The organism is Plantibacter sp. T3 (assembly GCF_902506515.1).
Taxonomy (GTDB): Bacteria; Actinomycetota; Actinomycetes; order Actinomycetales; family Microbacteriaceae; genus Plantibacter; species Plantibacter auratus.
Genome location: NZ_LR733286.1, coordinates 3,781,163 through 3,803,971, shown reverse-complemented (window position 1 = coordinate 3,803,971; position 22,809 = coordinate 3,781,163). Strand labels below are relative to the sequence as shown.

Sequence of the window (22,809 nt, the reverse complement as noted above, 5' to 3'; positions counted from 1 at the left end):
GACCTCCACGACGCGAGGAGGTCGCATGCGCGCACCGATGGAACCCCGACACCAGACGCGGATCGCATGATCCGTCTGCAGTCCACCGCCTGGCCCACCAGCGGCACCTCCCTCGACCTCGGCGCCCTGCACGACGCGGCGTCAGGTGCGTTGGCGAGCATCGAGTCGCGTCTGGCGTTCACCTCCACAGCCGTGCGACTCGTCGGTCCGCTCGAGCAGCAGACCGCCGGGCGGGTCTTCGCGGGACTCGGCGCGATCGCCGCGGTCGACGTCACACTCGCTCGGGTCGTCGAACCGCACCTCGACGCGCTCGCCATCCTGCATCAGGCCGACCTCGAACCACCGGCCGTCTCCACTTGGGGCGTCTTCGCGGCCGAGGCACCCGGGCTGCGTCTCGACGCGACCCTGGTCGACGACGCCTGGCAGCTGACCGGTACCAAGCCGTGGTGCTCCCTCGCGTCCCACCTGAGCGACGCCCTCGTCACCGCCCACACCGCGCCGGGGGAGCGGCGGCTGTTCGCCGTCGCACTCACCGATCCCGGGGTCACGACCGACGACAGCGCGTGGCTCGCCCGCGGACTGCCGCTCGTCCCGAGTGGCCCGGTCGGCTTCGACGGGGTCCCTGCTTCACCGGTCGGCGACGACGGGTGGTATCTGCGACGCCCCGGATTCTCCTGGGGCGGGATCGGCGTCGCCGCCTGCTGGTGGGGCGGCGCGGTCACGCTCGTCGACCGCTTGCTCGCCGCGGCACGCACCCGACCCGACGCAGACCTCCTCCTCCGTACGCTCGGCGCCGCGGCCATCGACCTCTCGATCGCCGAGCAGGCGATCGCCGACGCGGCCCAGGCCATCGAGCACGGTCACGCCGACGACGTGGCCGGTCCGCGCCTCGCCCAGCGTGTGCGGTCGACGGTCCGCGGCCGGGTCGACGCCATCCGCGCCGGGGTGCTCGGAGCGCTCGGCCCCGGCCCACTCACCTCCGAGCCCGCCTACCTCGCGCGGATGTCCGACCTCGAGCTCTACGTCCAGCAGGACCACGGCGACCGCGACCTCGCGCGCTACGGCCGCATGCTGGTGGAGGCCGACTGATGCCGGCCTTCGACCACCGCGACCCCGGCACGTCGGCAGCCGCCTGGGCGACCCGCTTGCACGAGCTCGACCTGCCCGTCTGGGACGGCTGGCGGCACGCCACCGGCGTCGTCGTCCTGTCGCCGCACCCCGACGACGAGTCACTCGGAGCCGGTGGGCTGATCGCGGCCGCCGCAGCCGCCGGGATCCCGGTCGAGGTCCTCCTCGTGACCCTCGGCGAGGGATCGCACCCCGACTCACCGACCACCACGCCCGAGGAACTCGCCCCGCGCCGGGAGGCCGAGTTCATCGATGCCGTCGGTCGTCTCCACCCGACGGTCGGGTACGAGGTCCTGCACATCCCGGACGGCGGCCTCGACGCCGAACGCGCGGGCATCGCGGAGCGACTGCGTGCAGCCGTCGCCACCGCCGGATCGCGACCGCTCATCGTCGCCCCCTGGCGCGGAGACGGGCACCGCGACCACCGGATCGCGGGCGAACTCGCCACGGCCCTCGCGACCGAGCTCGACCTCGCGCTCGTGGAGTTCCCCATCTGGCTCTGGCACTGGGCCGACACCGACGACGCGACCCTGCCGTGGGCCGAGGCGCGGATCGTGCCGCTCGACGCGGCGGCGCACGCGGCGAAGATCGCCGCGATGGACGCCTACCCCTCGCAGACGGAGCCCCTCTCGGACGCGCCGGGCGACGAGGCGATCGTCGACCACCACCACCTGCAGCACTACGCGCGGCGGTTCGAGGTGCTCTTCCCGAACGGCCGTGCGCTGGGCCTCGCGGAGGGATCCGACACGGATGCAGGTGCGGCGGCGAACTCCGACACCGGCACCGCCGCCGGCACCGGCACGGACACCGTCGCGACGGCCGATGCGACCTCGCGCTCGAAGGAGTCGTTCGAGGACCACTACCGCGATCACCCCGACGGCTGGGACTTCGGCTCCTGGTACGAGGAGCGCAAACGTCGGGTCCTCCTCGCCGCCCTGCCCCGCCAGCGCTACGGCTCGGTGCTCGAACTCGGGTGCGCGACGGGTGTGCTCACGGAGCGGCTCGCGGACCGCAGCGACGACGTGCTCGGTGTCGACATCGCCGAAGCGCCCCTCGAGATCGCCCGTCGCCGGGTGCCTGCCGCCCGGTTCGAACGCGGCACGCTCCCCGACGACTGGCCGAGTGGTGCCTTCGACCTCGTGGTGATGTCGGAGGTCGGCTACTACCTGTCGGCGACCGACCTCGACCGGGTGATCGACCGCCTCGTCGGCTCGCTCACGCCCGGCGGGAGCATCGTCGCGTGTCACTGGCGGCACCCGGACGACCACGCCACGACCTCGGCCGAGTTCGTCCATCGCCGCCTGCTCGAACGCTGGCCCGGCCGTCGGTCGATCCAGCACGTCGAGGACGACTTCCTGCTCGACGTCCTCGTGCCTGCCGATGAGGCGAGCATCGCTGCGGTGGACGGTCTGACGGGCTGATGCTGCGACGGATCGATGCCGTCGTGCCCGCGCACGACGAGGAGGAGCTGATCGGGGCATGCCTCGACGCGCTACTCGTCGCGCGTGCCGCCGTGCTGCGTCGTCGTCCCGAGCTGCAGGTGGGGATCGTCGTGGTGCTCGACGACTGCCGCGACGACACGGCGCGGATCGTGCGGGAGCGGTTGGCGGGCTTCGATTCTGACGAGATGGTCACCGTCGTCATCGACGAGCGCAGTGTCGGGGCGGCCCGACGGGCGGGTGTCGCGGCCGCAATGGGATCGGGTATTGGGGGAGCGGGCGCTGCCGACGTCTCAGAACGGTGGATCGCAAACACCGACGCCGACTCGCGCGTTCCTGAGGACTGGTTCTCCGTGCACGCCGATGCCTTCGACGACGGTGTCGACGTCCTCCTGGGGACCGTCCGTCCCGACTTCACGGACTTCTCCGAGGACGACGTGGAGCGGTGGTCGCTGACCCACCCGCCCGGACATCTGCCGGGCAACGTGCATGGGGCCAATCTGGGTGTCCGGGCCGATCGGCTCGACGAACTCGGCGGCTTCCGTGAGCTGCCCGAGCATGAGGACGTCGAGCTCGTCGAGCGCGCCCGGGCGGCGGGTCTCCGGGTCGTGCCGACGCTGGATGCGCCCGTCGAGACCTCGGGTCGGCGACGTGGCCGGACCCCGGGTGGCTACGCCGCGTTCCTCGCCGAGACCTACCCGCGATCCTGACGGTCCAGCGCGTCTGAACCCCCGGCCTGTGTCGACGGGTCGCGTGCATCCGTCTGTGGATCGACGATGACCTCGGTGACCTCGCCGAGGTCGAGCACCGGGTACCGGGAGACGGCTCCGACCTTCTCCTCGCTCGCGAGGACGTAGACGTCGGTGCTGCGCTCGGCGAGGGCGCGCTTCGTCGCGGCGTCGTCGAGGTCGCCGGTGGTGAGGCCGTGTTCGGGATGGAAGCCCGTGACGCCGAGGAAGCAGGCGTCGGCGCTCAGGTGACGGATGGCTTCTGCGGCGAGGGCGCCGCCCGCGACCATCGAGTGACGTCCGAGTTCGCCCCCGATCATGATGACGCGCCCAGGCGAGTGCTCCGCCACGGCGAGGGCGACCGCCGGGCTCGGGGTGATGACGGTGAGGGTCGGATCGTCCGGGAGGAGTCGCGCGAGCGCGAGCGCGGTGGTGCCGGCGTCGATGATGATGGTGCTGCCTGGTCGGATCCGCTCGGCGGCGATGCGGGCGACGCGCTCCTTGCTCGCCGTTCCGAGGGACAGCCGATCCCGGAACGGGCGGTCGGCCGCGGGGACCGGGAGTGCGCCGCCGTAGACGCGGACGCAGAGGCCGGCTTCGGCCAGCTCGCGGAGGTCTCGGCGGATCGAGTCCTCCGAGAGTCCGAGCGCAGCGGCGGCGTCCTTCGCGACGATGCGGCCGTCGCGGTCGAGGAGGTCGAGCAGGTGTGATCGTCGTTGTGCGCTCAACATGCGTGCTCCTTCATGATCTTGCACGATCGTGCACGCTTAACGCTACAGTGCTGGACATGACAACGCCACTCCTCATCCTCATCGCCGGCCCCTACCGCTCCGGGACCGGCGGTGATCCCGACGCCATCGCCCGCAACCTGGAACGACTCGAAGCCGCAGCGGCGCCCATCTTCGCGCTCGGTCACCTCCCGATGATCGGGGAGTGGGTCGCGCTGCCGATCCTGCGCGGGATCGACACCGCGTCGGGCGACGGCGACGTCATGTACGAGACGGCGAGGCGGTTGCTCCAGCACTGCGACGCCGTGCTCCGGTTGCCGGGGGAGTCGTCCGGTGCCGACACCGACGTCGCGATCGCCCGTGAGCGCGGGATCCCCGTGTACACCGACCTGTCGGAGATCCCGGCGCTCGAGGGCTGAGGTCGCTTGCCCGCGGTGTCCCGGCGCTCCGGCTAGGCTGGCGCGCGTGCTCGACGACCTCCGGATCCGCCGCTACTGCGACACCGATGCGCGGGTGACCAGGTCGATCTTCGAGCGCGCGGTGCGGGTGACCGCTGCCGCCGACTACACGGCCGAGCAGCTCGCGGCCTGGGTGCCGGAGGACCGGGCAGACACCGTGCTGGACGACTGGGCCGCCCGACGTACCGCGGTCACGACGTGGGTGGCCGAGCTCGACGACTCGGTGGTCGGATTCACCGACCTGGACGTCAAGATCGGCTACCTCGACATGCTGTTCGTCGATCCGGACGTGGGACGAGGCGGCGTCGGGTCCGCGCTCATCCGTCACGTGCTCGACGAAGCCCGAGCGGTGGGGCTCCGGGAGGTGACCGTGCAGGTGAGTCGGACGGCGCAGCCGGTGTTCGCGCGCCACGGCTTCGTCGTGGTCCGCGAGCAGCGGGTCGAGCGTCGTGGGGTGCTCATCGAGAACGCGGTGATGCGGATGCCCCTGGACGCTTCAGCCGGGTGATGCTCCCGGGACGTCCCGCGCGCCCGGCGGGGTGTCGCCAGCGCGGTGCGCCGACCCGAGCGCGGTGGTGTGGGTGCCGGCGCGGTGCGGCGACGTGAGATCGCTGCAATCGGCGTGAGCGCGGGGCATAGACGTGGGCGCGGCCCTCCGGAGACCCGCGCCCGCGCGTGTGACCCGCGCTCACGTCAGCGCACCGCGCTGGCAGTCCGTCAGGCGTCGGCGAGTTGGGCGTCGGCTCGCTCCGGGGAACCGGCTGCGAGGCCACGGTCGATGGCACGTCGCGAGCCGAGCCAGAGCAGGACACCGACCAGGAAGACGATGACCTCCGTCACGGTGAGCGACCAGACGATGCCACCGAGTCCGAACCACAGGTTGCCGAGGAGGACGATCGGGACGAACAGCACGCCCTGGGTGACCGCCATGACCGCCGCGGGGAGTGCTCGACCGGTCGCTTGGAAGAGCGAAGTGATGAGCCCGGTGAACCCGTTGGCGATCATCGCGGTGAGCTGCGCGACGAGGATCGTGACGCCGAGACCGAGGACGGCGGGGTCGGCGATGAACGCGGAGACGATCGGCTCACGCAGGACGAAGACGACACCGGCGAAGAGGACCGAGATCCCACCGACCGTGAGCGCCGAGGCTCGGAGAGCGGACCGGAGGCGCGCGCCGTCGCCCTTGCCGAACGCGTAGGCGAGCAGCGGGAGCACGCCGAAGGTGACGCCCATGACCAGGAACTCGGGCACCTGGGCGATCCGGACCGCGACGCCCATGGCCGCGAGTGGGGCGTCTCCGTAGGCCGCGGCCAGCGTGTTCAACACGAGCGCGGTGACGATGAGGAACCCCGACTGCAGGAGGGTGCTGACGCCGACGCCGAGGACCGGCTTGAGGATGGTCGGCGACAGCGTGAACCAGCGCGGTGCCAGGCTGACGTGCTCGCTGTTGCGCTGCAACCACGCCACGAAGTAGACGAGGACACCGAGGTTCGCCAGACCCATCGCGAGCGCTGCACCGGCGACGCCCCACCCGAACCCGAGGATGAAGACGAGATCGAGGACGAGGTTCGCCACGGCCGACGCGATGAGGGCGATCATCACCTGACGGGCGGCACCCTCGGCCCGCACGAGCTGTTCCAGACAGAACGCGGTCGCCATGACGGGGACGAACGCGAGCATGACACCGATGAACGCCGAGGTCGCCGGCGCGGTGACCGCGTCCGCCCCGAGCAGTGACACGAGTGGGCCGAGGAACACGAGGCCGATCCCGCCCAGGACGGCGCCCGTCAGGAACGCGCCCCAGACGGAGAAGGAAGCGGCCCGTTTGATGTCCCCGGCCTGTGCCGGGTCGTGTTCGGAGGCGCCGAGGAGTCTGGAGATGAGCGCGCCGCCACCGACGCCGAACAGGTCGCCGATGGCCATGATCAGTCCGAGGATCGGGGCTCCGAGGGTGATCGCGGCGAGCAGGGTGGTGTCGTGCAGTGAGCCGACGACGCCCGCGTTGATGAGGTTGTAGACGGCGCTGACGACGAGGGCCGCTGCCATCGGGATGCACAGATGGATCAGTGCCCGGATGATCGGGGCGGTCGACAGGTACCAGCGGTTGCTGCCGACCGTGTCGGCTGCGGTCGAGGGTGTGGTGTCGGTCGACGGAGCGGTGGCCGTCGATGGTGCGGTGCCACTCGGGACGGGTGTTCCGGTTGCGGGATCGGTGTGGTGTTCGGGGTGCATGGCAGGCTCCGTTTCGGGCAGGTTCCGGGCGCGACGATGAGCGCCGGCGCGGCGAAGGTTCGATGATGAGGTGGTCGTCCGGCGCGGCCTGAGCGGACGGGCTCAGCAGGCGTTCGGGCGCGACGGACAGCGCCGTCGTGGCGTTCGCGGTCGCCATCGTGTGCGGCGGTCGGTGAGTGACGCGGCGAGTGGTCTCGGCGCGTGGTCAGGGAGCTCGGGTTCCCCGAGCGGTGATCAGCGGGTCGGCTGTGGCAGGTATGCCGTGAGCTTCGTGAGCAGAGCGTGCAGCGTGTCGCGTTCGCTCCGGTCCAACGGGGTGAGGATGATGTCGTCGGCCTCGGCCATCGCGGTCTCGAACCCGGCGATGAGGTCGGTGCCGAGCGCGGTGGCGTAGACGCGCTTGGTGCGTGCGTTGCCGTCCTCCGTGCGGCGTTCGACGAGGTCCCGACGTTCGAGTCCCTGCAGGAGGCTCGAGACGCTGGCTGCGCTCGTCCGGCTCACCTCGGCGATGTCGCGTTGGCTCGATCCTGGATGCCGGACGAGGTGGCCGAGGACGAAGGCCTGTTCGTGACTGAGCTCGCGGGCTCGGATCCAGTCCTCGCCGGCCTTGCGCTGTGCCCACCCGATCCAGCGGACCAGTTCGAGTGTGCTGCTGAGGGTAGGTGTCTCGTCGTCCATGGTTAGAACGCTAACGCTTTGAGTTCTAACTGTCAACCCTCGAATAATCGACTCGCTCAGCGCGGTGCGCTGACGTGAGATGTGCGGACTCGGTGCCAGCGCGGTGCGCTGGCGCGAAACCGACGAGTTCGGCGTGGGCGCGGGTCGTAGCCCTGAGCGCGACCCTCCGGAGACCCGCGCTCACGCCAGCGCACCGCGCTGGCAACCTGAGGACACGTCGCCGGGGTACCCCGGAAACGCAGAACGCCCCGCGCGAGGCGGGGCGTTCTGGCGAAGCTGGCGGAGAATGGGGGATTCGAACCCCCGAGGGCGTTAACCCAACACGCTTTCCAAGCGTGCGCCATAGGCCACTAGGCGAATTCTCCATGGCTGTTTGTGAAAAACGGCCAGATAGCAGCATACCTGGTTCCCGGACCGCCGCGCGCCACCCGGACCCGCCGCCGCGCTCCGAGCCCGGCCGAGCACGAACGCCCACGGTCGGAGACATCGGCACGAACCGCCGCACGCCTCAGCTCGCGGCAGGCGGCCGCCAGTCCACCCGTTGATCACGCCGCAGCACGAGCGACCGGGGGATGACGACCGCGAGGGCGCGTTCGAGCGGTTGACTCGCCGACCGCAGGGCCGCCTTCGCCTCAGCCAACGCCGCGTCGACCGAACCGGCGCTCGCCGCACCACCAGCGCTCGGCGCATAGCTCTCCCGCTCGACCGCCGCCACGAGTCGGTCGACGGCCGGCGACTCGATCCGGAACTGCCCGCGCAGCCGCGACGCGAACCCACGTGGTGACTCTGCCGACGTCACGGGGAAGCCGAGGTCGCGGGCGGTGTCGAGGAACTCCGCCCAGGCCCAGCCCGCCGAGGTCCCCTCGGCGAGGGCACGCCGACGCCCGGCCGAACGCCGGAGCCCCCGGGCGATCGACGGGGTGGCGAGCAGCACGAGCACGCCGAGCAGGATCGCGAGCGGGACGAGAGCGGCGGTGAAGGCCCCGCCGGACCGGGTCGAGGTCGGTCCGCCGAGCGCGTCCGCGGTGGGCGTGGGCGTCGACGCCGCGGTCGGAGCCGGACGGCTGTCGGGGCTCACCGATCCGCTGCCGGGCGTCGCCGTGCTCGCGTCGTTGAACTGCGTCACGACCCCACGGCTGGCCGTCGGCTCGAACGGCACCCAGCCCACACCCTCGAAGTACAGCTCCGGCCAGGCGTGCAATTGGTCCGAGGTGACGATGTAGGTGTCGCGGTTCGCCGGGGTGTTGTCGATCGTCGTGCCCGGCAGGTACCCGATGGCGATGCGCGCGGGGATGCCGAGGACGCGCGACATCACGGCCATCGCGGACGAGAAGTGGATGCAGTAGCCGGCCTTGCGCTCCAGGAACGTCGCGATGACCTCGGCTCCGCTGCCGTCGAAGCCCTCCTCGACGGGTGCCGACTCCGAGTACTCGAACGTGCTGCGGAAGTATCGCTGCAGGGCGATCGCGCGGTCGTAGTCGGTGGAGGCGGTCGCCGTGACGTCGGCGGCCGTGTCACGGATGATCTGCGGCAGGTCGTCGGGCAGCTCGAGGTACGGGGCGGCTGACGCCGGGTCGGCGACCGGCGGGACGTCGCGCATCTGCTGCGCGGTCGGCAGGATCGCGGTGCTCGTCGCCGTGTACGTCTGCCCGCGGGTGGATCCACGCTCCGCCATCGCCGTCAGCCCGGCGGCCTCGAACCGCCAGTCGCCGCGGAGCCCGTCGACCTTCTGTGTCGGATACGGCAGCGGGAGCCAGGGGCTCGACAGCGAGTCCACCGTGACCGTCGTCTCGAAGGTCTCCACCGGGATCGCCTCGCTGAGCCCGGCCGGCGCGGGGAAGGCGTCGAGCGTGTTGCCGTCGTTGTAGCCCGAGTTGTCCGGTCCCCAGACGGTGCCGGTGAACTCGTTGAGGTCGGTGACCTTGAGGTACGGCGGTTCGTCGGCGGTGGTCGTGTACTCGAGGGCGGTCGTGTTCGCTGGGCGCCGCAGGCTCTGGCCGAGTGAGATGAGCGGGTTGATGCCGTTCACGAACGGACCGCTGCCACGGGCACCGGCGGTCACGTCCCGGACGGCGAGGTCGGGGAGCACCGCCGGCGTGAGGAGGGCGACCACCACCGCGACGGCACTGACGAGGACGGCCGGACCGAGACCTCCGAAGCGGCCGACACCGGTCATCGCCGACGGTCCGGCGCCGCGTCCGTCGCCGGCAGCCCGGGCCGAGGCGAGCGCTCGCAGCAACTCGCGGCGCCGGACGTCCTCGCGGAGCAGCCAGAGGAAGGAGAGGGCGACGAACGCGAACACCCACGGATCGAGGGGGAACGACACGGCGACCGTCGGCCCGGCGTACACGGCGAAGACCAGGACTGCCGCGAGCACCGGTGCGTGGCGGCCGAGCACGAGCCAGGCGACCGCCAGCGCGACGAGCCCGCCGCCCGCGGCCATGACGAAGACCACGCCGGCGTCGGTGTCGAGTGGGGCTGAGCCGTCGTGGAAGGTCTGGAACCCGGCGTCGCGCAACCGCTCGAAGGCGCCGAGCGTCGTCGGGGTCGGCACGATGCCGATGATCGCCGTCTCACTGGCGAAGAACAGCGTGATCGTCAGCAGCCATGCGATGCCGGCGCCGAGCCACACGAACACCGCCGGCAGTCTCGTGCGCCGGAGGAGGATGGCCGTGGCGAGGACGATCGCGATGACGAGGTTCGTGACGAACCACCAGTCGAGCGCGTCGAGCACCCGGCCGAACCCGAGGCCACCCGTCGCGAGGAGCAGGAAGGCGGCGAGGCCGAGACGCAGGTCGCCGACGTTCGCGGTGTCGCGTGGGTCCTCCCGGCGTCCGCCGGCGCTTCCCGACCACGACCCGCCGCTGGTTCCGCCGCCGGACGGACGTCGGGGGTTCGACGAGCCGGCACCAGGACGGACGCCCGATGGCACGCCTCCGCGAGACGACACTCGGCCACGGGCGGCGGCGGCCGCGCGGCGTTCCTCAGCGACGGACATACGCACCTCCGGCACCCCGACGGCCGCCCCGACCGCCGCGGCCGGCCGACTGCGGCACTAGCGTTGTGGTCGCCGGACCGCTCGTGCCGGACCACAGGGCCTGGAACGATGCGCCGCGCTCGCCGACGTGGCAGCGCCACCCGGCCGACTCCAGGAGCTCGATGGACCGACGCCGCGCGCCGGCCGGGAGGAGTGCGACGGGGAGTGGTGAGAGGTGCGCGACCGCGGTCAGCTCACCGAGATCGCCCTCCTCGACGTCGCCGAGGATCGCGATGACCGGTTGCGAACGGCGCGCGGCGATGACGGGTGAGAGGTCGAGGAACCGATCGGGCCGGACCGACGGACGCAGGAGGGCCAGGTCGAGCAGGGCCGCATCGAGGTCGTCTTCCTCGAGATGCTGGCCGCCGCGGGCGAGCGCGTCGCCCATGTCGCCGACGGGGCTGGACCGCAGGCCACCGGCCGCGGATCTCGCACTGATCTCCCGGGAGAGCTCCTCGGTGCCGGCACCGACCAGGTTGACCCGGTAGTCGGCGTCGACGAGGTGGGCGGTGATCGAGGCCGCCAGCGACACGGCCTGCTCGAACGCCGGCAGGTACGACGGATCGTCGTCGGGCCAGGCCCAGTGGGCTGCGGCGGTGTCGAGGAGGACGGTCGCCTCGGGGTCGTTGCGCTGCTCCTCCTGCCGCACCATCAGTTCACCGTGGTGCGCGCTCGCCCGCCAGTGCAGTCGGCGGATCGCGTCCCCCGGCAGGTAGGGGCGGGCGATGATGTCGTCCTCGCCGGCGCCGACATGCAGCGACGACGGGCGCGTGGAACCGTCGCGGCTGGCCGTGAGTGCGGGGATCTCCGGCAGAACCACGACCTCCGGCAGGACGACGACCGCATGCGTCCCGCCCACGTCGCGACGACGGACGACGAGCCCGAACGGGTCGCTCACGGTGAGTCCGAGCGGACCGAGCTCGTGTTCCCCGCGACGCAGCGCCGTCACGGTGTACTCGGCGGTCCGGCGGCGAGAACCGATGCCGGCGACGCCGGTACTCGGCAGGGTCCCCTCGGCGCTGCCGGCGAGCCCGGCCGGCACGCGGTCCTTCCACTCCGTGTGGACGTGGGGGAGCGCGCTCGTCTCGGCGATCGTGACCTCGACGGAGATCCGGCCGCCGACCGCGACGAGGTCGGGCCGGGTGGTGCGATCGACCCGGAGCGACGGTCGCTCGAGGTAGACCGCGCCGAAGCTGGCGGCGACGAGCGCGACGAGCAGGCCGGCCGCTGCGAGCAACTCCGGCGAGCCGATCCCGCGCGCGAAGATCAGGCACACGCCGGCCGCGATGAGCACGCCGACCGCGCGTCTCGTCAACGGCACGCGACGCTTCATGGGCTCAGGACCTCCGGTGCCGGATCACGGCGATCCGGCGGTCGCGGTGCGGGGCCATCGGATCAGGACCTCAGCTCGGTGCGCCCGGAGTGCGGCACGGGTGTCCGCTCCAGCAGCTCGACGAGCACCTCGGAGACCGCCTGCACGCCGGAGCGGTCGTGGGCGCTCACCGCGCGGCGGGTGGGGATGAGCCGGTGGGCGAGGACCGGGCCCAGCAGCTGGTCGATGTCGTCGGGGAGGACGAACTCGCGGCCGTCGAGCGCGGCGAGCACCTTGGCCGCGCGGACGAGCTGCAGGGTGGCGCGCGGGCTCGCGCCGAGCCGGAGTTCGGGGTGCACGCGGGTCGCCTGCACGAGCGAGACGCAGTACTGCTCGACGATCGGCGACACGAAGACACCGCGGGCCCAGGCGATGAGGCGCTCGACGTCGCCGCGTGAGGCGACCGGTCCGATGGTGTCGAGCGGGTTGACCGTGTCACGCTGGCGGAGCATCGCGAGTTCCGCTGACGCGTCGGGGTACCCCATCGAGATGCGTGCCATGAAGCGGTCGCGCTGGGCCTCCGGCAGGGCGTAGGTGCCCTCCATCTCGAGCGGGTTCTGCGTGGCGACGACCGTGAACGGCGACGGCAGGGCGTGCGTCTCGCCGTCGACCGTGACCTGACGCTCCTCCATCGACTCGAGCAGCGCCGACTGGGTCTTCGGCGAGGAGCGGTTGATCTCGTCGGCGATGACGATGTTCGCGAACACCGCTCCGGGCTTGAACTCGAACTCGCGGTCGACCTGGTTGAAGATCGAGACGCCGGTGACGTCCGACGGGAGCAGGTCGGGCGTGAACTGGATGCGGCGGACGGTACTGCCGACGGAAGCGGCGAGGGCCTTCGCGAGGACCGTCTTGCCGACGCCGGGGACGTCCTCGATGAGCAGGTGACCCTCGGCGAGCATCACGATGAGGGCCATCCGGGCAGCGAAAGGCTTGCCGTCGAGGACGCGCTCGACGTTGTCGAGGATGCGCTCGGCCAGTACCTGGAACTCCTCGGCGTTCAGCGCGGGCTTCAGCTCGGCGACGGTGTCCCGCGGGGCGCGGCTGGTGTTGCTCTGCTCGGTCATGGTCGGCTCCTGCGGTCGTGGTCGAGCATGCGCTTGAACAGCAGCGCGACGATGGTGGCGAGGCCGATCGTGATGAGGGTCGGGGCGAGTGCTCCGAGGAACTGCATCCAGAGGTAGTTGTCGGTCGGGCCGCTGTCGCCGACGAACCCGCGGTAGAGCAGGGTGAACGACTGCCACAGCCCCACGCCGCCGCCGAGCGCGAAGACGACACCGACGATCCAGAGGACCCGTTCCCAGACGACGGCCCGGACCCGGTGGGCTTCGGCGGCGTCGAGGTACTCGTCGTACCGCTCCTGGTCGAGCTGGGTGAGCTGCGCGTCGGGACCTGCCGCGCCAGGCTGATCGGCGACCGCCGCGGTGTCGCCGGTCCGGGCTTCGAACGGGTGGACGCGACGGTCTGCCTGCGACGGCATGCCTCGGGACGGCTGGGCGCGCGGGCCGTCGTCGAACCGGTCGTCGGTCGGCGGGCGGACGGGGCGACCGTCGGTGGGCGGCTGGATGAGTTGCGGGGCGATCTCCTCGAGCGAGGCGAGGTGGCTGCGGCGGCCGGTGTCGGAGGCGTTCGGGCGCGTGCGCTCGTCGGTGTGTCCGCGCTGGAACGCGGGGTCGTAGCGTTGGTCCATCATCGGCCTCCGTCGCGCTGCGTACATCGTCCGGGCCGGAACCCGTTGCCCGATCCTAGGACTGATAACGAACAGGTAACACCCCTGGACGTGTCGCCCACAGGAACTCCATATGTGCGCCAGGTTGCGCGCACACGATGCCGGTGCGGGTCAGAGAACTCTTCGGAGCCGTCGTGGGCATCGGTTGTGTGGACCCGAGCACTGAGCACGTACCCGGTCGGTGAGACGTTTTCCGGTCCCTGAAACCCTCTCCGGTCCCTGAAACCCTCTCCGGTCCCTGAAACCCTCTCCGGTCCCTGAGGCCCTCTCCGGTCCCTGAGCTTGTCGAAGGGTGCGGTGTCCCGTGTGCACTTCGACAGGCTCAGTGACCGGTGTTCGCTGCCCGTCCCCGCTCAGGGACCGGACTGACTTACAGTGCCGCGAGCGCCTCGCGGATCGGGGTCTCGCCGCCGATGACCTCGAACTGCGTGCGGGACGCCGCGCCCGACTCGATGAGCGCGAACAGCACGGCGGCGACGTCGGCGCGCGGGATCGAGCCGCGGTCGGTGGTCGTCGCGGCGGTGATCGTGCCGGTCGGGGCGTCGTCCGTCAGGCCGCCCGGACGGACGATCGTCCAGTCGAGGTCGCGCCCGCGGAGGTCGGCGTCGGCCTCGGACTTCGCCCGCAGGTAGACCTGGAACACGTCGTCCGACTCCGGGTCGAAGTCGTCGGTGCTCATCGCCGACACCATGAGGTAGCGGGAGACCTGGGCGAGCTCGGCCGCCTCGGCGAGGAGGATGGCGCCGTCGCGGTCGAGGGTCAGCTTGCGGTCGGCGCCGCTGTTCGGGCCGGCTCCCGCCGCGAACACGACGACGTCGGCTCCGGCGAGTTCGTCGGCCAGTTCGGCTGCCGAGGAGTGCTCGAGGTCGAGGACGATGGCTCGGGAACCGATGCCCTGGAGTTCGCCGACCTGTTCGGGGTTGCGGATGATGCCGGCGGGGGAGTGTCCTGCTTCGGCGAGCAGTCGCTGCAGGTGCAGGGCGATCTGTCCGTGTCCTCCGGCGATGACGACGTCGGTCATGTGAGTCCTCTCGTTCGATGCGGTCCCGATCGGTGCGCCGTCCGTTCGTGGGGACGGCGGTCGACCGGTGCTCTGGGTCCAGTGGTCCCAGATCCGCCAGTCAACGCCTCAACCGGGGCGTACGCAACCCGGTCGCGGCTCGGGTACACTAGGTGACGGCTCCCCGCGTGGCGCCATCCAGGCCAACTCCCCCAGGGCGGAAACGCAGCAAGGGTAACCGGGCTCTGGCGGGTGCGCGGGGAGTCTTTTCGTGCCCGCGGTGCCTGCTCCCGCTCCCTGCCCGCCCGCGCCGCAGCAGGACATCCGCCCCACAGCAGGACATCCGGCGCCGCTTCCTCCTGCTCTCGCGCCGATCTCCTGCGCTCGCGCCCGTCCGCCAGAGCGCCACGACATTGTGCGCTTACCCAGCCCCCGCCGAGCCCGCCCCCGTAGGCTGGAAACCGTGGCGCGAAGCATTTACATCATCTCTGCCGAAGGACACTCCGGGAAGTCGACGGTGGCCCTCGGGGTCCTCGACACCCTGAGCCATCAGATCGAGCGGATCGGGGTGTTCCGCCCCATCGCACGGTCCACGACGAAACCCGACTACGTGCTGCAGCTGCTGCTCGAGCACGACGGCGTCGACCTCGCCTACGAGGACTGCATCGGCGTCAGCTACGACGACGTGCACACCGATCCCGAGGCGGCGCTCTCGCGCATCGTCCAGCGGTACAAGCACATCGAGGCGCAGTGCGACGCGGTCGTGATCCTCGGCTCCGACTACACCGACGTCGGCAGCCCGACGGAGCTCGGCTACAACGCGCGGATCGCCACCAACCTCGGTGCCCCAGTCCTCCTCGTGCTCGGCGGCCGCGCCGGCCAGGGTGCGGGGGAGCAGCTCGGCCAGTCCGTCGCCCGCACACCCGACGACATGCGCAACATCGCCGAACTCGCCCTGGGCGAGCTCGCAGACGCCCACGCCCAGCTGCTCGCGGTCGTCGCGAACCGCGCCGATCCCGACAATCTCCTCGAGATCACCGCAGCGATCAGCGACGCCATCCACCCGAACGGCTCTGCGAACGGTTCTGTCGTCGCCCCGGCCGGCCACGCCGCCGGTGCCGCGATGGTCCCCGTCTGGGCCATCCCTGAAGACACCTTCCTCATCGCGCCGACCATGGACAGCATCCTCGAGGCCGTCGACGGCACCCTCGTGAAGGGCAGCGAGGAGCTGCTCACGCGCGAGGCGCTCGGCGTCGTCGTGGCGGGCATGTCCATGGTGAACGTGCTCCCGCGCATCACCGAGGGATCCGTCATCGTGATCCCGGCAGACCGCACCGAGGTGCTGCTCGCCGCGCTCATGGCCAACGCCTCCGGCACGTTCCCGTCCATCGCGGGCATCGTGCTCAACGGTGGGTTCCCGCTGCCCGAGGTCGTGGAGGAACTCATCTCCGGTCTCGGCGAGATCCCGCCGATCGTCAGCACCGACCTCGGCACCTACGACACCGCGGTCCGCGTCATGAACACCCGTGGTCGTCTGGCCGCCGACTCGCAGCGCAAGTACGACACCGCTCTCGCTCTGTTCGAGCAGAACGTCGACGCACCGCTCCTGCTCGAGCTGCTCAACGTGGCGCGCGCCGACGTCGTGACGCCCCTCATGTTCGAGTACGGCCTGCTGGAGCGCGCGCGGTCGAACCGCAAGCACATCGTGCTGCCGGAGGGCGACGACGACCGCATCCTCCGCGCGGCCGGCACTCTGCTCGCTCGCGAGGTCGCCGACCTCACCATCCTCGGTGAGGAGATCGAGGTACGGTCGCGGGCCATCGAGCTCGGCATCGACCTCAGCAAGGCGACCATCGTCAGCCCCTTCGACGCGGTGCTGCGCCTCAAGTTCGCCGAGGAGTACGCCAGGTTGCGGGCCCACAAGGGCGTCACGATCGACATGGCGAGCGACGCCGTCACCGACGTCTCCTACTTCGGCACGATGATGGTGCACCTCGGGCTCGCCGACGGCATGGTCTCGGGCGCCGCCCACACGACGGCCCACACCATCCGGCCGTCGTTCGAGATCATCAAGACGAAGCCCGGTGTCTCCGTGGTGTCGAGCGTGTTCCTCATGGCGCTCGCCGACCGCGTGCTCGTCTACGGCGACTGCGCGGTGAACCCCGACCCGACCGACGCCCAGCTCGCCGACATCGCGATCTCCTCGGCCGAGACGGCGGAGCAGTTCGGGATCGAGCAGCGCATCGCGATGCTGTCGTACTCCACCGGTGACTCCGGTGCGGGTGCCGACGTCGAGAAGGTCCGCTCAGCGACCCGGCAGGTGCGCGAGCGTCGGCCCGACCTCCTCGTCGAGGGTCCGATCCAGTACGACGCCGCTGCCGATGCCGCGGTCGCCGCGACGAAGATGCCCGACTCGCAGGTCGCCGGCCGCGCGACCGTGTTCATCTTCCCCGACCTCAACACCGGCAACAACACGTACAAGGCGGTGCAGCGTTCCGCGGGTGCCGTCGCGATCGGTCCGGTGCTGCAGGGGCTCAACAAGCCGATCAACGACCTGTCGCGCGGCGCGCTCGTGCAGGACATCGTCAACACCGTCGCGATCACCGCCATCCAGGCGCAGGAACAGGAATAGGTCCAGACACACATGCCCACCGTCCTCGTGGTGAACTCCGGTTCCTCGTCGTTCAAGTACCAGCTCATCGATGTCGAGACGGAGCGGACGCTCGTCAGCGGGCTCGTCGAACGCATCGGCGACGCGACGGGTGCCGCCGAGCACCGGTCCTACCTGCCGGACGCCGCCGGGAGCACGACGCCGCCCATCGAGGAGCGCTGGGTCATCGAGCGTGAGATCCCCGACCACACGGCCGGGTTCCGGGTGATGCTCGACGCGTTCGCCGAGCACGGGCCGTCACTCGACGAGCATGCGCCGATCGCGGTCGGCCACCGGGTGGTGCACGGTGGAAAGCGCTTCTTCGAGCCGACCGTGGTGACGGACCTCGTGAAGATCAACATCGAGGACATCTCCGAGCTCGCTCCGCTGCACAACCCGGCGAACCTGCAGGGCATCAACGCGGCGCAGGTCGCGTTCCCCGACGTCCCGCACGTGGCGGTGTTCGACACGGCGTTCCACCAGACCATCCCGGCCGCGGCGTACACCTACGCGATCGATGCGGAGCTCGCCGCGAAGCACCGCGTCCGTCGGTACGGCTTCCACGGCACCTCGCACAAGTTCGTGTCGGAGGCTGCGGCGGCCTTCCTCGACCGCCCGCTCGGTGAGCTGAAGCAGATCGTCTTCCACCTCGGCAACGGAGCGTCGGCGTGCGCGATCGACGGCGGCCGATCGGTCGACACCTCGATGGGCATGACGCCGCTCGAAGGACTCGTCATGGGCACGCGCTCCGGCGACCTCGACCCCGCGGTGCTGTTCCACTTGCATCGCAAGGCGGGGCTCGGGTTCGACGAGCTCGACACGTTGCTCAACCGCCGCAGCGGTCTGCTGGGGCTGTCGGGTACCGGAGACATGCGCGACGTCACCGAGTCCGCGTCGAAGGGTGACGAAGCGGCGCAGCTCGCACTCGACGTGACCGTCCATCGCCTGCGGCACTACCTCGGGGCGTACCTCGCGGTCCTCGGCGGTCTCGACGTGGTGGTGTTCACGGCGGGCGTCGGCGAGAACGCGCCGCTCATCCGTGCGGCTGCGGTGCAGGGGCTCGAGGGGCTCGGCATCATCCTCGACGAGGATCGTAACGCCGAGCGGTCGCGTGGCATCAGGGTGATCTCGACGGACGACTCCCCGGTGACCGTTCTCGTCGTCCCCACGAACGAGGAACTCGAGATCGCCCGCCAGACGGTCGCCGCCCTGGCGTAGCTGCGAGTCGCCGACCCTTCGGTCCCTGAGCACCTCTGCCGGTCTCTGAGCACCTCTGCCGGTCCCTGAGCTTGTCGAAGGGTCCACGGGCGAGCTGTTCGATCGGCGGATTTTGCGCGCGCACTTCGACAGGCTCAGTGACCGAAGTCGTCCTGAGTACCTCTGCCGGTCCCGGAGCACCTGTGCCGGTCCCTGAGCTTGTCGAAGGGCCCACGGGCGACCTGTTCGATCGGCGGATTTCGCGCGCGCACTTCGACAGGCTCAGTGACCGAAGTCGTCCTGAATACCTCTGCCGGTCCCTGAGCACCCCTTCCGGTCCCTGAGCACCCCTTCCGGTCCCTGAGCTTGTCGAAGGGCACCACGGGCGACTTTTGCTCCGATGTCCCCTGTGCGGAGGACAAAAGAATCAGTGGTTCCCCCTATTAACTTTCCCTGAGAATCCGCTTAGTCTCAGAAAACCAACAGGTACGTCGCGCCTGTCGGACCCCTAGACGAAAGTACTCACCTCAGTGAATTTGAAGACGTCACGCCGCACTGCGGCTCTCGCCACCGGCCTCGCAGTTGTCGCCGGATCCACCCTCCTCATCGCCGGACCCGCGTCCGCTGAAGACTTCCAGGTCACCGCCGACCAGATCGCTGCTGACGAGACCGTCTACGCAGGCTGGCACGAGGGCTACGGAGCCGACGAGCTCGGAGCTCCTGCCGTCCTCAGCGAGGCTGGCTTGACCATGACCGGTCGCTCGCAGATCATCTACGGCTTCAACAACGACGGCGGTCTCCCGATCGACGGCACGACCGTGACCTTCGCGTCGCTGGTCGAGACGGCCGACTTCTCCTCGGCCTCCGACGCGCTCGTGTACCAGATCCCGGTCTTCGTCGATGGTGTCGACTCGGCCTTCAGCACGCTGCGCCCGGTCAACGCCGGCGCGGCGGGCATCGACGGACTGTGGCAGGCGAGCAACGCGAACGTTCCCGGTATCGCTGCCAACACTCCGGTGACGGTGGATGAGATCTCGGCTGCTCTCGGTGGCTTCCAGCTCCTCGCGTTCGGCGTCGTCGCGATCGACGGCCAGACCGATGTTCTGCAGTCCGTGACCTTCAACGGCGACACCCACAACTTCGCCGCTCCGGTCGTTGCTCCGGACAAGCCGTCCGTCGCCATCGACCCGGAGACGATCTACTTCTCCGACGTCCGTCCCGGCGGAGCCGGCTTCACGGTGACCATCGCGGGCTTCACCCCGGGCGACACGCTGTCGATCGCGGTCACCGACCCGAATGGCGAGATCTTCGGTGCTGCTGATGGCGGGAACACCTTCATCGCCGACGAGAATGGCGGCGCCGTTCTGCCGGGCCTCACCCTGCAGGGCGAGGGCATTCAGGTTGGTACCTACACGTTCACTGTGACCGACACTGCGGGTGTCCCCGCAGCTGACTCCATCGCCGTCATCGCCGACCCGGTCGCCGCTGGCGCCCCGGTCGTCCCGACGCTGGCTGACACCGGCTCGGACTCGGGCGTCCTCGTCGGTGGCGCTGCCGCGCTGCTGCTCCTCGGTGCTGCCGGCATGCTGTTCGCAGCAGCTCGCCGCAAGGGCGCGCAGGTCACGGCCTAGTCTCACCCTGCGAAGCCCCGTCCTCGACTCCGGTCGAGGGCGGGGCTTCGTGCTGTCGCCGGGGTGCTGCCACGTCGACAGGCTCAGTGACCGATAGCCCCCGTTCCCTGAGCTTGTCGAGGGGAGAGGTTTCTCGTGTGCATTTCGACAGGCTCAATGACCGGGTCTCCGTTCCGGATCACTTCCCCTCGGTCCCCTGAGTGCTTCCCCCGGTCCCTGAGTGCTTCCCCCGGTCCCTGAGCGCTCCCTCGGTCCCTGAGCTTATCGAAGGGTCGTCCGTGGCGCATTTCGACAGGCTCAGTGACCGATACCACCCCGTTCCCTGAGCGTGTCGAACCCGGTTCGAGCTCCGCGGGGGAGGAAGGCGGAGCGGCAGCCCCATTGCTGCACTCCGCCCGGTCGCATGTGCCGGGACTGCTTGGCCCAGGCCATGCGCGCCGGCCATTTGCGCGTTCGGGTAACGAAAATGACCGGAACCCATACTTCGGAGCACTCCGCAGACCGGTTTGGGTCGGAATCGACGCCCGGGTTCGCCCTAGGAGTGCGACGGTGTTGTCAGGCGGCGCGCAACCTCGGCTTGCCGCCGCGGCGTGGAATGCGATGCGGATCGATATGCGCGGGCGGGATGAACCAGGGCACGTGGTCGCGCACGATGACCTCCCATCCGTCGTTGTGGATGCGATGGTGATGGAAACTGCAGAGCAGGATGCCGTTGGACAGGTCGGTCGGTCCGCCTCGAGACCACCAGACGAGGTGATGAGCCTCGGTATACGACGGTGGATGGGTACAGCCGGTCCAGGCGCAGCCGCCATCACGCTCGGCGAGGGCCATCTTCTGCCCCTTGGTGAACAACCGTGTGCCAACTCCGAGGTCGAGCACCTGTGACGGCCCGCCGAGCACCATCGGGATGATCCGGCCATCGGCCGCCATGCACCGTGCGGTGCCGGCGGAGATCGGTTCGGAGACGCCGTCGATGTAGGCCTTGCCGTCGGACCACTGGCCGTCGTCGGCCAGATCGGGTTCGTCCATGCGGATGATGAGGGAGACGGGCGCGAGTTCCATGACCGCCGACTCGCAACCTGCGGCGTGACGGAAGACCCCGACGAGGGCTTCCACCCGGCGTTCGTCCATCGTGCGGGTGTCTGGCATCTCTGCGGCCGGAACGTAGGCGTCGTCGAGGGGATCCGCGGAGGGCAGCTCACTGCTGGTCACTGCCGCCGCGGCCGCTTCATCGGATGGATCGACGAACCGGACCTGCCGCAGCTGCTTGCCGACGACGGCGTCCATCGTCGCGCGGACCCATCCCGCCGCCTCGGGTGCGAGGAAGGCGCGGAGCTCGGTCATGCCGTCGGGGAGTTCGCGGAGGGTGCAGCGCTGCTGCTTCCGGAGCGCGATCTCCCGTGGCACAGGGCCGTCTTGGTCGAGGCTGGTGCGGACGAGCTTGGCGAGGCTGCTGACCTCGGCGAGCGGCGCACCGTCGCAGTGCTCGATGCCGGCGCTGACGGCACGGTGGATGCGTTCGTCGTCGACACCGGAGCCCACCAACCGCAGCTCGCGCAGCAGGATGCCCGCGCCCTCGACGCTGAGCGTGGACCGGACGAAGCCGGATGGGGTGGTCGCTTCGTCGTGGTCGACCGTGCACGTCGGGTTGTCGCCCTCGGACAGCGGCACGCAGGGGGCGTCAGTGGCGAGCCGGGGTTCGATGGCGGCGGCGATCTCGGGGCGGTCGCACTCGATGACGTCGCCGGTGAGGGCGAGCTTGGGGGTGATCGCCTGGGCGACCGAGGTGATCGTGGCGGCGCGTCCGCGCGGGATACGCCACCGTTCCGAGAGCATGACGGCCGGCGTCGCATACCCGTGGCGGCGGGCCAACGGGTCGTGGCCGACGATGCCGCCGCGGGAACGCTCCGACACCGAGCCCATGACGCGCGCGGCCAGGACCTCGACCACGTGCTGCACAGCACCCAGCTGGTCGAGGACGCGGACCACGCCGGCGTCGTTCATGCCGGCGAGCTGCTCGATGGCGTCGTCGCCTGGCCGGATCGGGTCGAGCGCGCCCGACCACGTGCGGAGGAGCTCGGAGACCGCCTCGCTCAGCGTGCCCAAGGGGTCGGTGGAGACCGGACCGAGGGGAACGCGTGGGCTGCTGGACATAGGACCATCCAAACATGAGCCACTGACATTCGAACCTGGAACGATTCTCGCGCTGATCTGGGATATTTAGCCACCATCTGTTGCGCGCGAGTGCCTCTCCAGGCCCTGCGAGCGGTGAGCGACTTCCCGCGTGGCCCGCGTACACTCGCCATATGCGCCCCCTCTCCGTCCGCGAGCGCGACCTCCTGGTCGCCATGGTCGCCCGTGGTACGGAGGACGGTGTTGATCGGGTGATCGCCGCCTCCGATCGGGAACGATGGGCGGGACAACTCGCAGACATCTCGGTGCACGGGACGTGCGGTTGCGGCAGCTGTCCCTCGATCGACCTTGTCCCTGAGAGCGACGACCGGCCCTCCACGGCGCGACAGACCGTCCTCGAAGCGAGTACCTCGACCGCGAGCCTGCTCCTCTTCATCGAGGGCGATTGTCTGACGTACCTGGAACTCGCCCCGTGGGGTGATGAGTCGATCACCGAGTTCCCGCTGGTGGCGGACGTCGAGTTCTGAGGTCGCACCTCGACGGGGGTCGCCACCCTTCGACAAGCTCAGGGACCGGGAAAGGTACTCAGAGACCGAGTGGGGTGCTCGGGGACCGGGAAGGGTGCGCCGGGACTGGGTGGGGTGCGCAGGGATCCGGAGGGGTGCTCGG

The 22,809-nt window shown here is 70.3% G+C and carries 18 protein-coding genes, 1 tRNA gene and 1 other RNA gene; 10 read left to right on the top strand and 10 right to left on the bottom strand.

The features are described 5' to 3' along the window. The first annotated feature begins 66 nt into the window (after positions 1-66). From GV015_RS17850 to GV015_RS17840, 3 genes are read left to right on the top strand one after another with little or no spacing between them, the layout of a single operon-like run. Positions 67-1,089 carry an acyl-CoA dehydrogenase gene (locus tag GV015_RS17850; RefSeq protein WP_236555527.1) on the top strand — a complete coding sequence of 341 codons (1,023 nt, stop codon included), beginning with the start codon at positions 67-69 and terminating at the stop codon, positions 1,087-1,089. Beyond that, on the top strand, positions 1,089-2,549 hold the full coding sequence (locus GV015_RS17845) for a bifunctional PIG-L family deacetylase/class I SAM-dependent methyltransferase (protein WP_159879785.1): 1,461 nt from the start codon (positions 1,089-1,091) through the stop codon (positions 2,547-2,549). The genes GV015_RS17850 and GV015_RS17845 overlap by 1 nt, the downstream gene beginning before the upstream one ends. Positions 2,550-2,572: 23 nt before the next feature. After that, positions 2,573-3,277, top strand: a complete 705-nt coding sequence (locus GV015_RS17840; protein ID WP_236555526.1) for a glycosyltransferase family 2 protein — start codon at positions 2,573-2,575, stop codon at positions 3,275-3,277. Here the strand turns inward: GV015_RS17840 and GV015_RS17835 are convergent. Further along, positions 3,262-4,026 (bottom strand): DeoR/GlpR family DNA-binding transcription regulator, encoded by a 765-nt coding sequence (locus tag GV015_RS17835; protein ID WP_159879781.1) that lies wholly within the window; start codon positions 4,024-4,026, stop codon positions 3,262-3,264. The two genes, GV015_RS17840 and GV015_RS17835, sit on opposite strands and share 16 nt — an antisense overlap. Positions 4,027-4,082: 56 nt before the next feature. Between GV015_RS17835 and GV015_RS17830 the strand changes: the two genes are divergently transcribed. Further along, a complete protein-coding gene (locus tag GV015_RS17830) occupies positions 4,083-4,442 on the top strand; it encodes a DUF4406 domain-containing protein (RefSeq protein ID WP_159879779.1) in 360 nt (119 codons plus the stop codon). A gap of 46 nt (positions 4,443-4,488) precedes the next feature. Then, positions 4,489-4,989 (top strand): GNAT family N-acetyltransferase, encoded by a 501-nt coding sequence (locus GV015_RS17825; RefSeq protein ID WP_159879777.1) that lies wholly within the window; start codon positions 4,489-4,491, stop codon positions 4,987-4,989. A gap of 209 nt (positions 4,990-5,198) precedes the next feature. On the opposite strand, the gene GV015_RS17820 is transcribed toward GV015_RS17825, so the two are convergent. The 8 genes from GV015_RS17820 to GV015_RS17785 all read right to left on the bottom strand — a co-directional run bounded on the left by GV015_RS17820 (position 5,199) and on the right by GV015_RS17785 (position 14,550). Next, positions 5,199-6,713, bottom strand: coding sequence for an MATE family efflux transporter (locus GV015_RS17820; RefSeq protein WP_159879775.1), 1,515 nt, complete (start codon positions 6,711-6,713; stop codon positions 5,199-5,201). Between the two features lie 234 nt (positions 6,714-6,947). Beyond that, positions 6,948-7,391: a MarR family winged helix-turn-helix transcriptional regulator gene (locus GV015_RS17815; protein ID WP_159879773.1), complete on the bottom strand. Its 444-nt coding sequence runs from the start codon at positions 7,389-7,391 to the stop codon at positions 6,948-6,950. A 277-nt stretch (positions 7,392-7,668) separates the two neighbouring features. Beyond that, positions 7,669-7,756 (bottom strand) — tRNA-Ser (locus GV015_RS17810). A gap of 143 nt (positions 7,757-7,899) precedes the next feature. Beyond that, on the bottom strand, positions 7,900-10,389 hold the full coding sequence (locus tag GV015_RS17805) for a DUF3488 and transglutaminase-like domain-containing protein (RefSeq protein ID WP_159879771.1): 2,490 nt from the start codon (positions 10,387-10,389) through the stop codon (positions 7,900-7,902). Beyond that, on the bottom strand, positions 10,376-11,761 hold the full coding sequence (locus tag GV015_RS17800; RefSeq protein WP_159879769.1) for a DUF58 domain-containing protein: 1,386 nt from the start codon (positions 11,759-11,761) through the stop codon (positions 10,376-10,378). Before GV015_RS17800 ends, GV015_RS17805 begins: the two co-directional genes overlap by 14 nt. A 62-nt stretch (positions 11,762-11,823) precedes the next feature. Beyond that, entirely contained in the window at positions 11,824-12,867 is a 1,044-nt protein-coding gene (locus GV015_RS17795; protein ID WP_159879767.1) for a MoxR family ATPase, read from the bottom strand. Next, entirely contained in the window at positions 12,864-13,493 is a 630-nt protein-coding gene (locus tag GV015_RS17790; RefSeq protein WP_159879765.1) for a hypothetical protein, read from the bottom strand. Before GV015_RS17790 ends, GV015_RS17795 begins: the two co-directional genes overlap by 4 nt. A 406-nt stretch (positions 13,494-13,899) precedes the next feature. Beyond that, complete coding sequence (locus tag GV015_RS17785) at positions 13,900-14,550, bottom strand: SDR family oxidoreductase (protein ID WP_159879763.1); 651 nt, start codon at positions 14,548-14,550, stop codon at positions 13,900-13,902. A gap of 154 nt (positions 14,551-14,704) precedes the next feature. Between GV015_RS17785 and ffs the strand changes: the two genes are divergently transcribed. The 4 genes from ffs to GV015_RS17765 all read left to right on the top strand — a co-directional run bounded on the left by ffs (position 14,705) and on the right by GV015_RS17765 (position 20,007). Next, positions 14,705-14,801: signal recognition particle sRNA small type (gene ffs, locus GV015_RS17780), an RNA gene on the top strand. A 191-nt stretch (positions 14,802-14,992) separates the two neighbouring features. Beyond that, a complete protein-coding gene (pta, locus tag GV015_RS17775) occupies positions 14,993-17,161 on the top strand; it encodes a phosphate acetyltransferase (RefSeq protein WP_159879761.1) in 2,169 nt (722 codons plus the stop codon). 12 nt (positions 17,162-17,173) lie between these two features. After that, entirely contained in the window at positions 17,174-18,397 is a 1,224-nt protein-coding gene (locus GV015_RS17770) for an acetate/propionate family kinase (RefSeq protein ID WP_159879759.1), read from the top strand. A gap of 509 nt (positions 18,398-18,906) precedes the next feature. After that, a complete protein-coding gene (locus tag GV015_RS17765; protein ID WP_159879757.1) occupies positions 18,907-20,007 on the top strand; it encodes a hypothetical protein in 1,101 nt (366 codons plus the stop codon). A gap of 555 nt (positions 20,008-20,562) precedes the next feature. Here the strand turns inward: GV015_RS17765 and GV015_RS17760 are convergent. Beyond that, on the bottom strand, positions 20,563-22,161 hold the full coding sequence (locus GV015_RS17760; protein WP_159879755.1) for an HNH endonuclease signature motif containing protein: 1,599 nt from the start codon (positions 22,159-22,161) through the stop codon (positions 20,563-20,565). 152 nt (positions 22,162-22,313) lie between these two features. Between GV015_RS17760 and GV015_RS17755 the strand changes: the two genes are divergently transcribed. Then, positions 22,314-22,667, top strand: coding sequence for a hypothetical protein (locus GV015_RS17755; protein WP_159879753.1), 354 nt, complete (start codon positions 22,314-22,316; stop codon positions 22,665-22,667). Positions 22,668-22,809: the final 142 nt, after the last annotated feature.

Coding starts and splice junctions, on each gene's coding strand:
- GV015_RS17850 (WP_236555527.1), top strand. CDS start 67: ATGATCCGTCTGCAGTCCACCGCCTGGCCCACCAGCGGCACCTCCCTC.
- GV015_RS17845 (WP_159879785.1), top strand. CDS start 1,089: ATGCCGGCCTTCGACCACCGCGACCCCGGCACGTCGGCAGCCGCCTGG.
- GV015_RS17835 (WP_159879781.1), bottom strand. CDS start 4,026: ATGTTGAGCGCACAACGACGATCACACCTGCTCGACCTCCTCGACCGC.
- GV015_RS17830 (WP_159879779.1), top strand. CDS start 4,083: ATGACAACGCCACTCCTCATCCTCATCGCCGGCCCCTACCGCTCCGGG.
- GV015_RS17820 (WP_159879775.1), bottom strand. CDS start 6,713: ATGCACCCCGAACACCACACCGATCCCGCAACCGGAACACCCGTCCCG.
- GV015_RS17815 (WP_159879773.1), bottom strand. CDS start 7,391: ATGGACGACGAGACACCTACCCTCAGCAGCACACTCGAACTGGTCCGC.
- GV015_RS17805 (WP_159879771.1), bottom strand. CDS start 10,389: ATGTCCGTCGCTGAGGAACGCCGCGCGGCCGCCGCCGCCCGTGGCCGA.
- GV015_RS17800 (WP_159879769.1), bottom strand. CDS start 11,761: ATGAAGCGTCGCGTGCCGTTGACGAGACGCGCGGTCGGCGTGCTCATC.
- GV015_RS17795 (WP_159879767.1), bottom strand. CDS start 12,867: ATGACCGAGCAGAGCAACACCAGCCGCGCCCCGCGGGACACCGTCGCC.
- GV015_RS17790 (WP_159879765.1), bottom strand. CDS start 13,493: ATGATGGACCAACGCTACGACCCCGCGTTCCAGCGCGGACACACCGAC.
- GV015_RS17785 (WP_159879763.1), bottom strand. CDS start 14,550: ATGACCGACGTCGTCATCGCCGGAGGACACGGACAGATCGCCCTGCAC.
- GV015_RS17770 (WP_159879759.1), top strand. CDS start 17,174: ATGCCCACCGTCCTCGTGGTGAACTCCGGTTCCTCGTCGTTCAAGTAC.
- GV015_RS17760 (WP_159879755.1), bottom strand. CDS start 22,161: ATGTCCAGCAGCCCACGCGTTCCCCTCGGTCCGGTCTCCACCGACCCC.
- GV015_RS17755 (WP_159879753.1), top strand. CDS start 22,314: ATGCGCCCCCTCTCCGTCCGCGAGCGCGACCTCCTGGTCGCCATGGTC.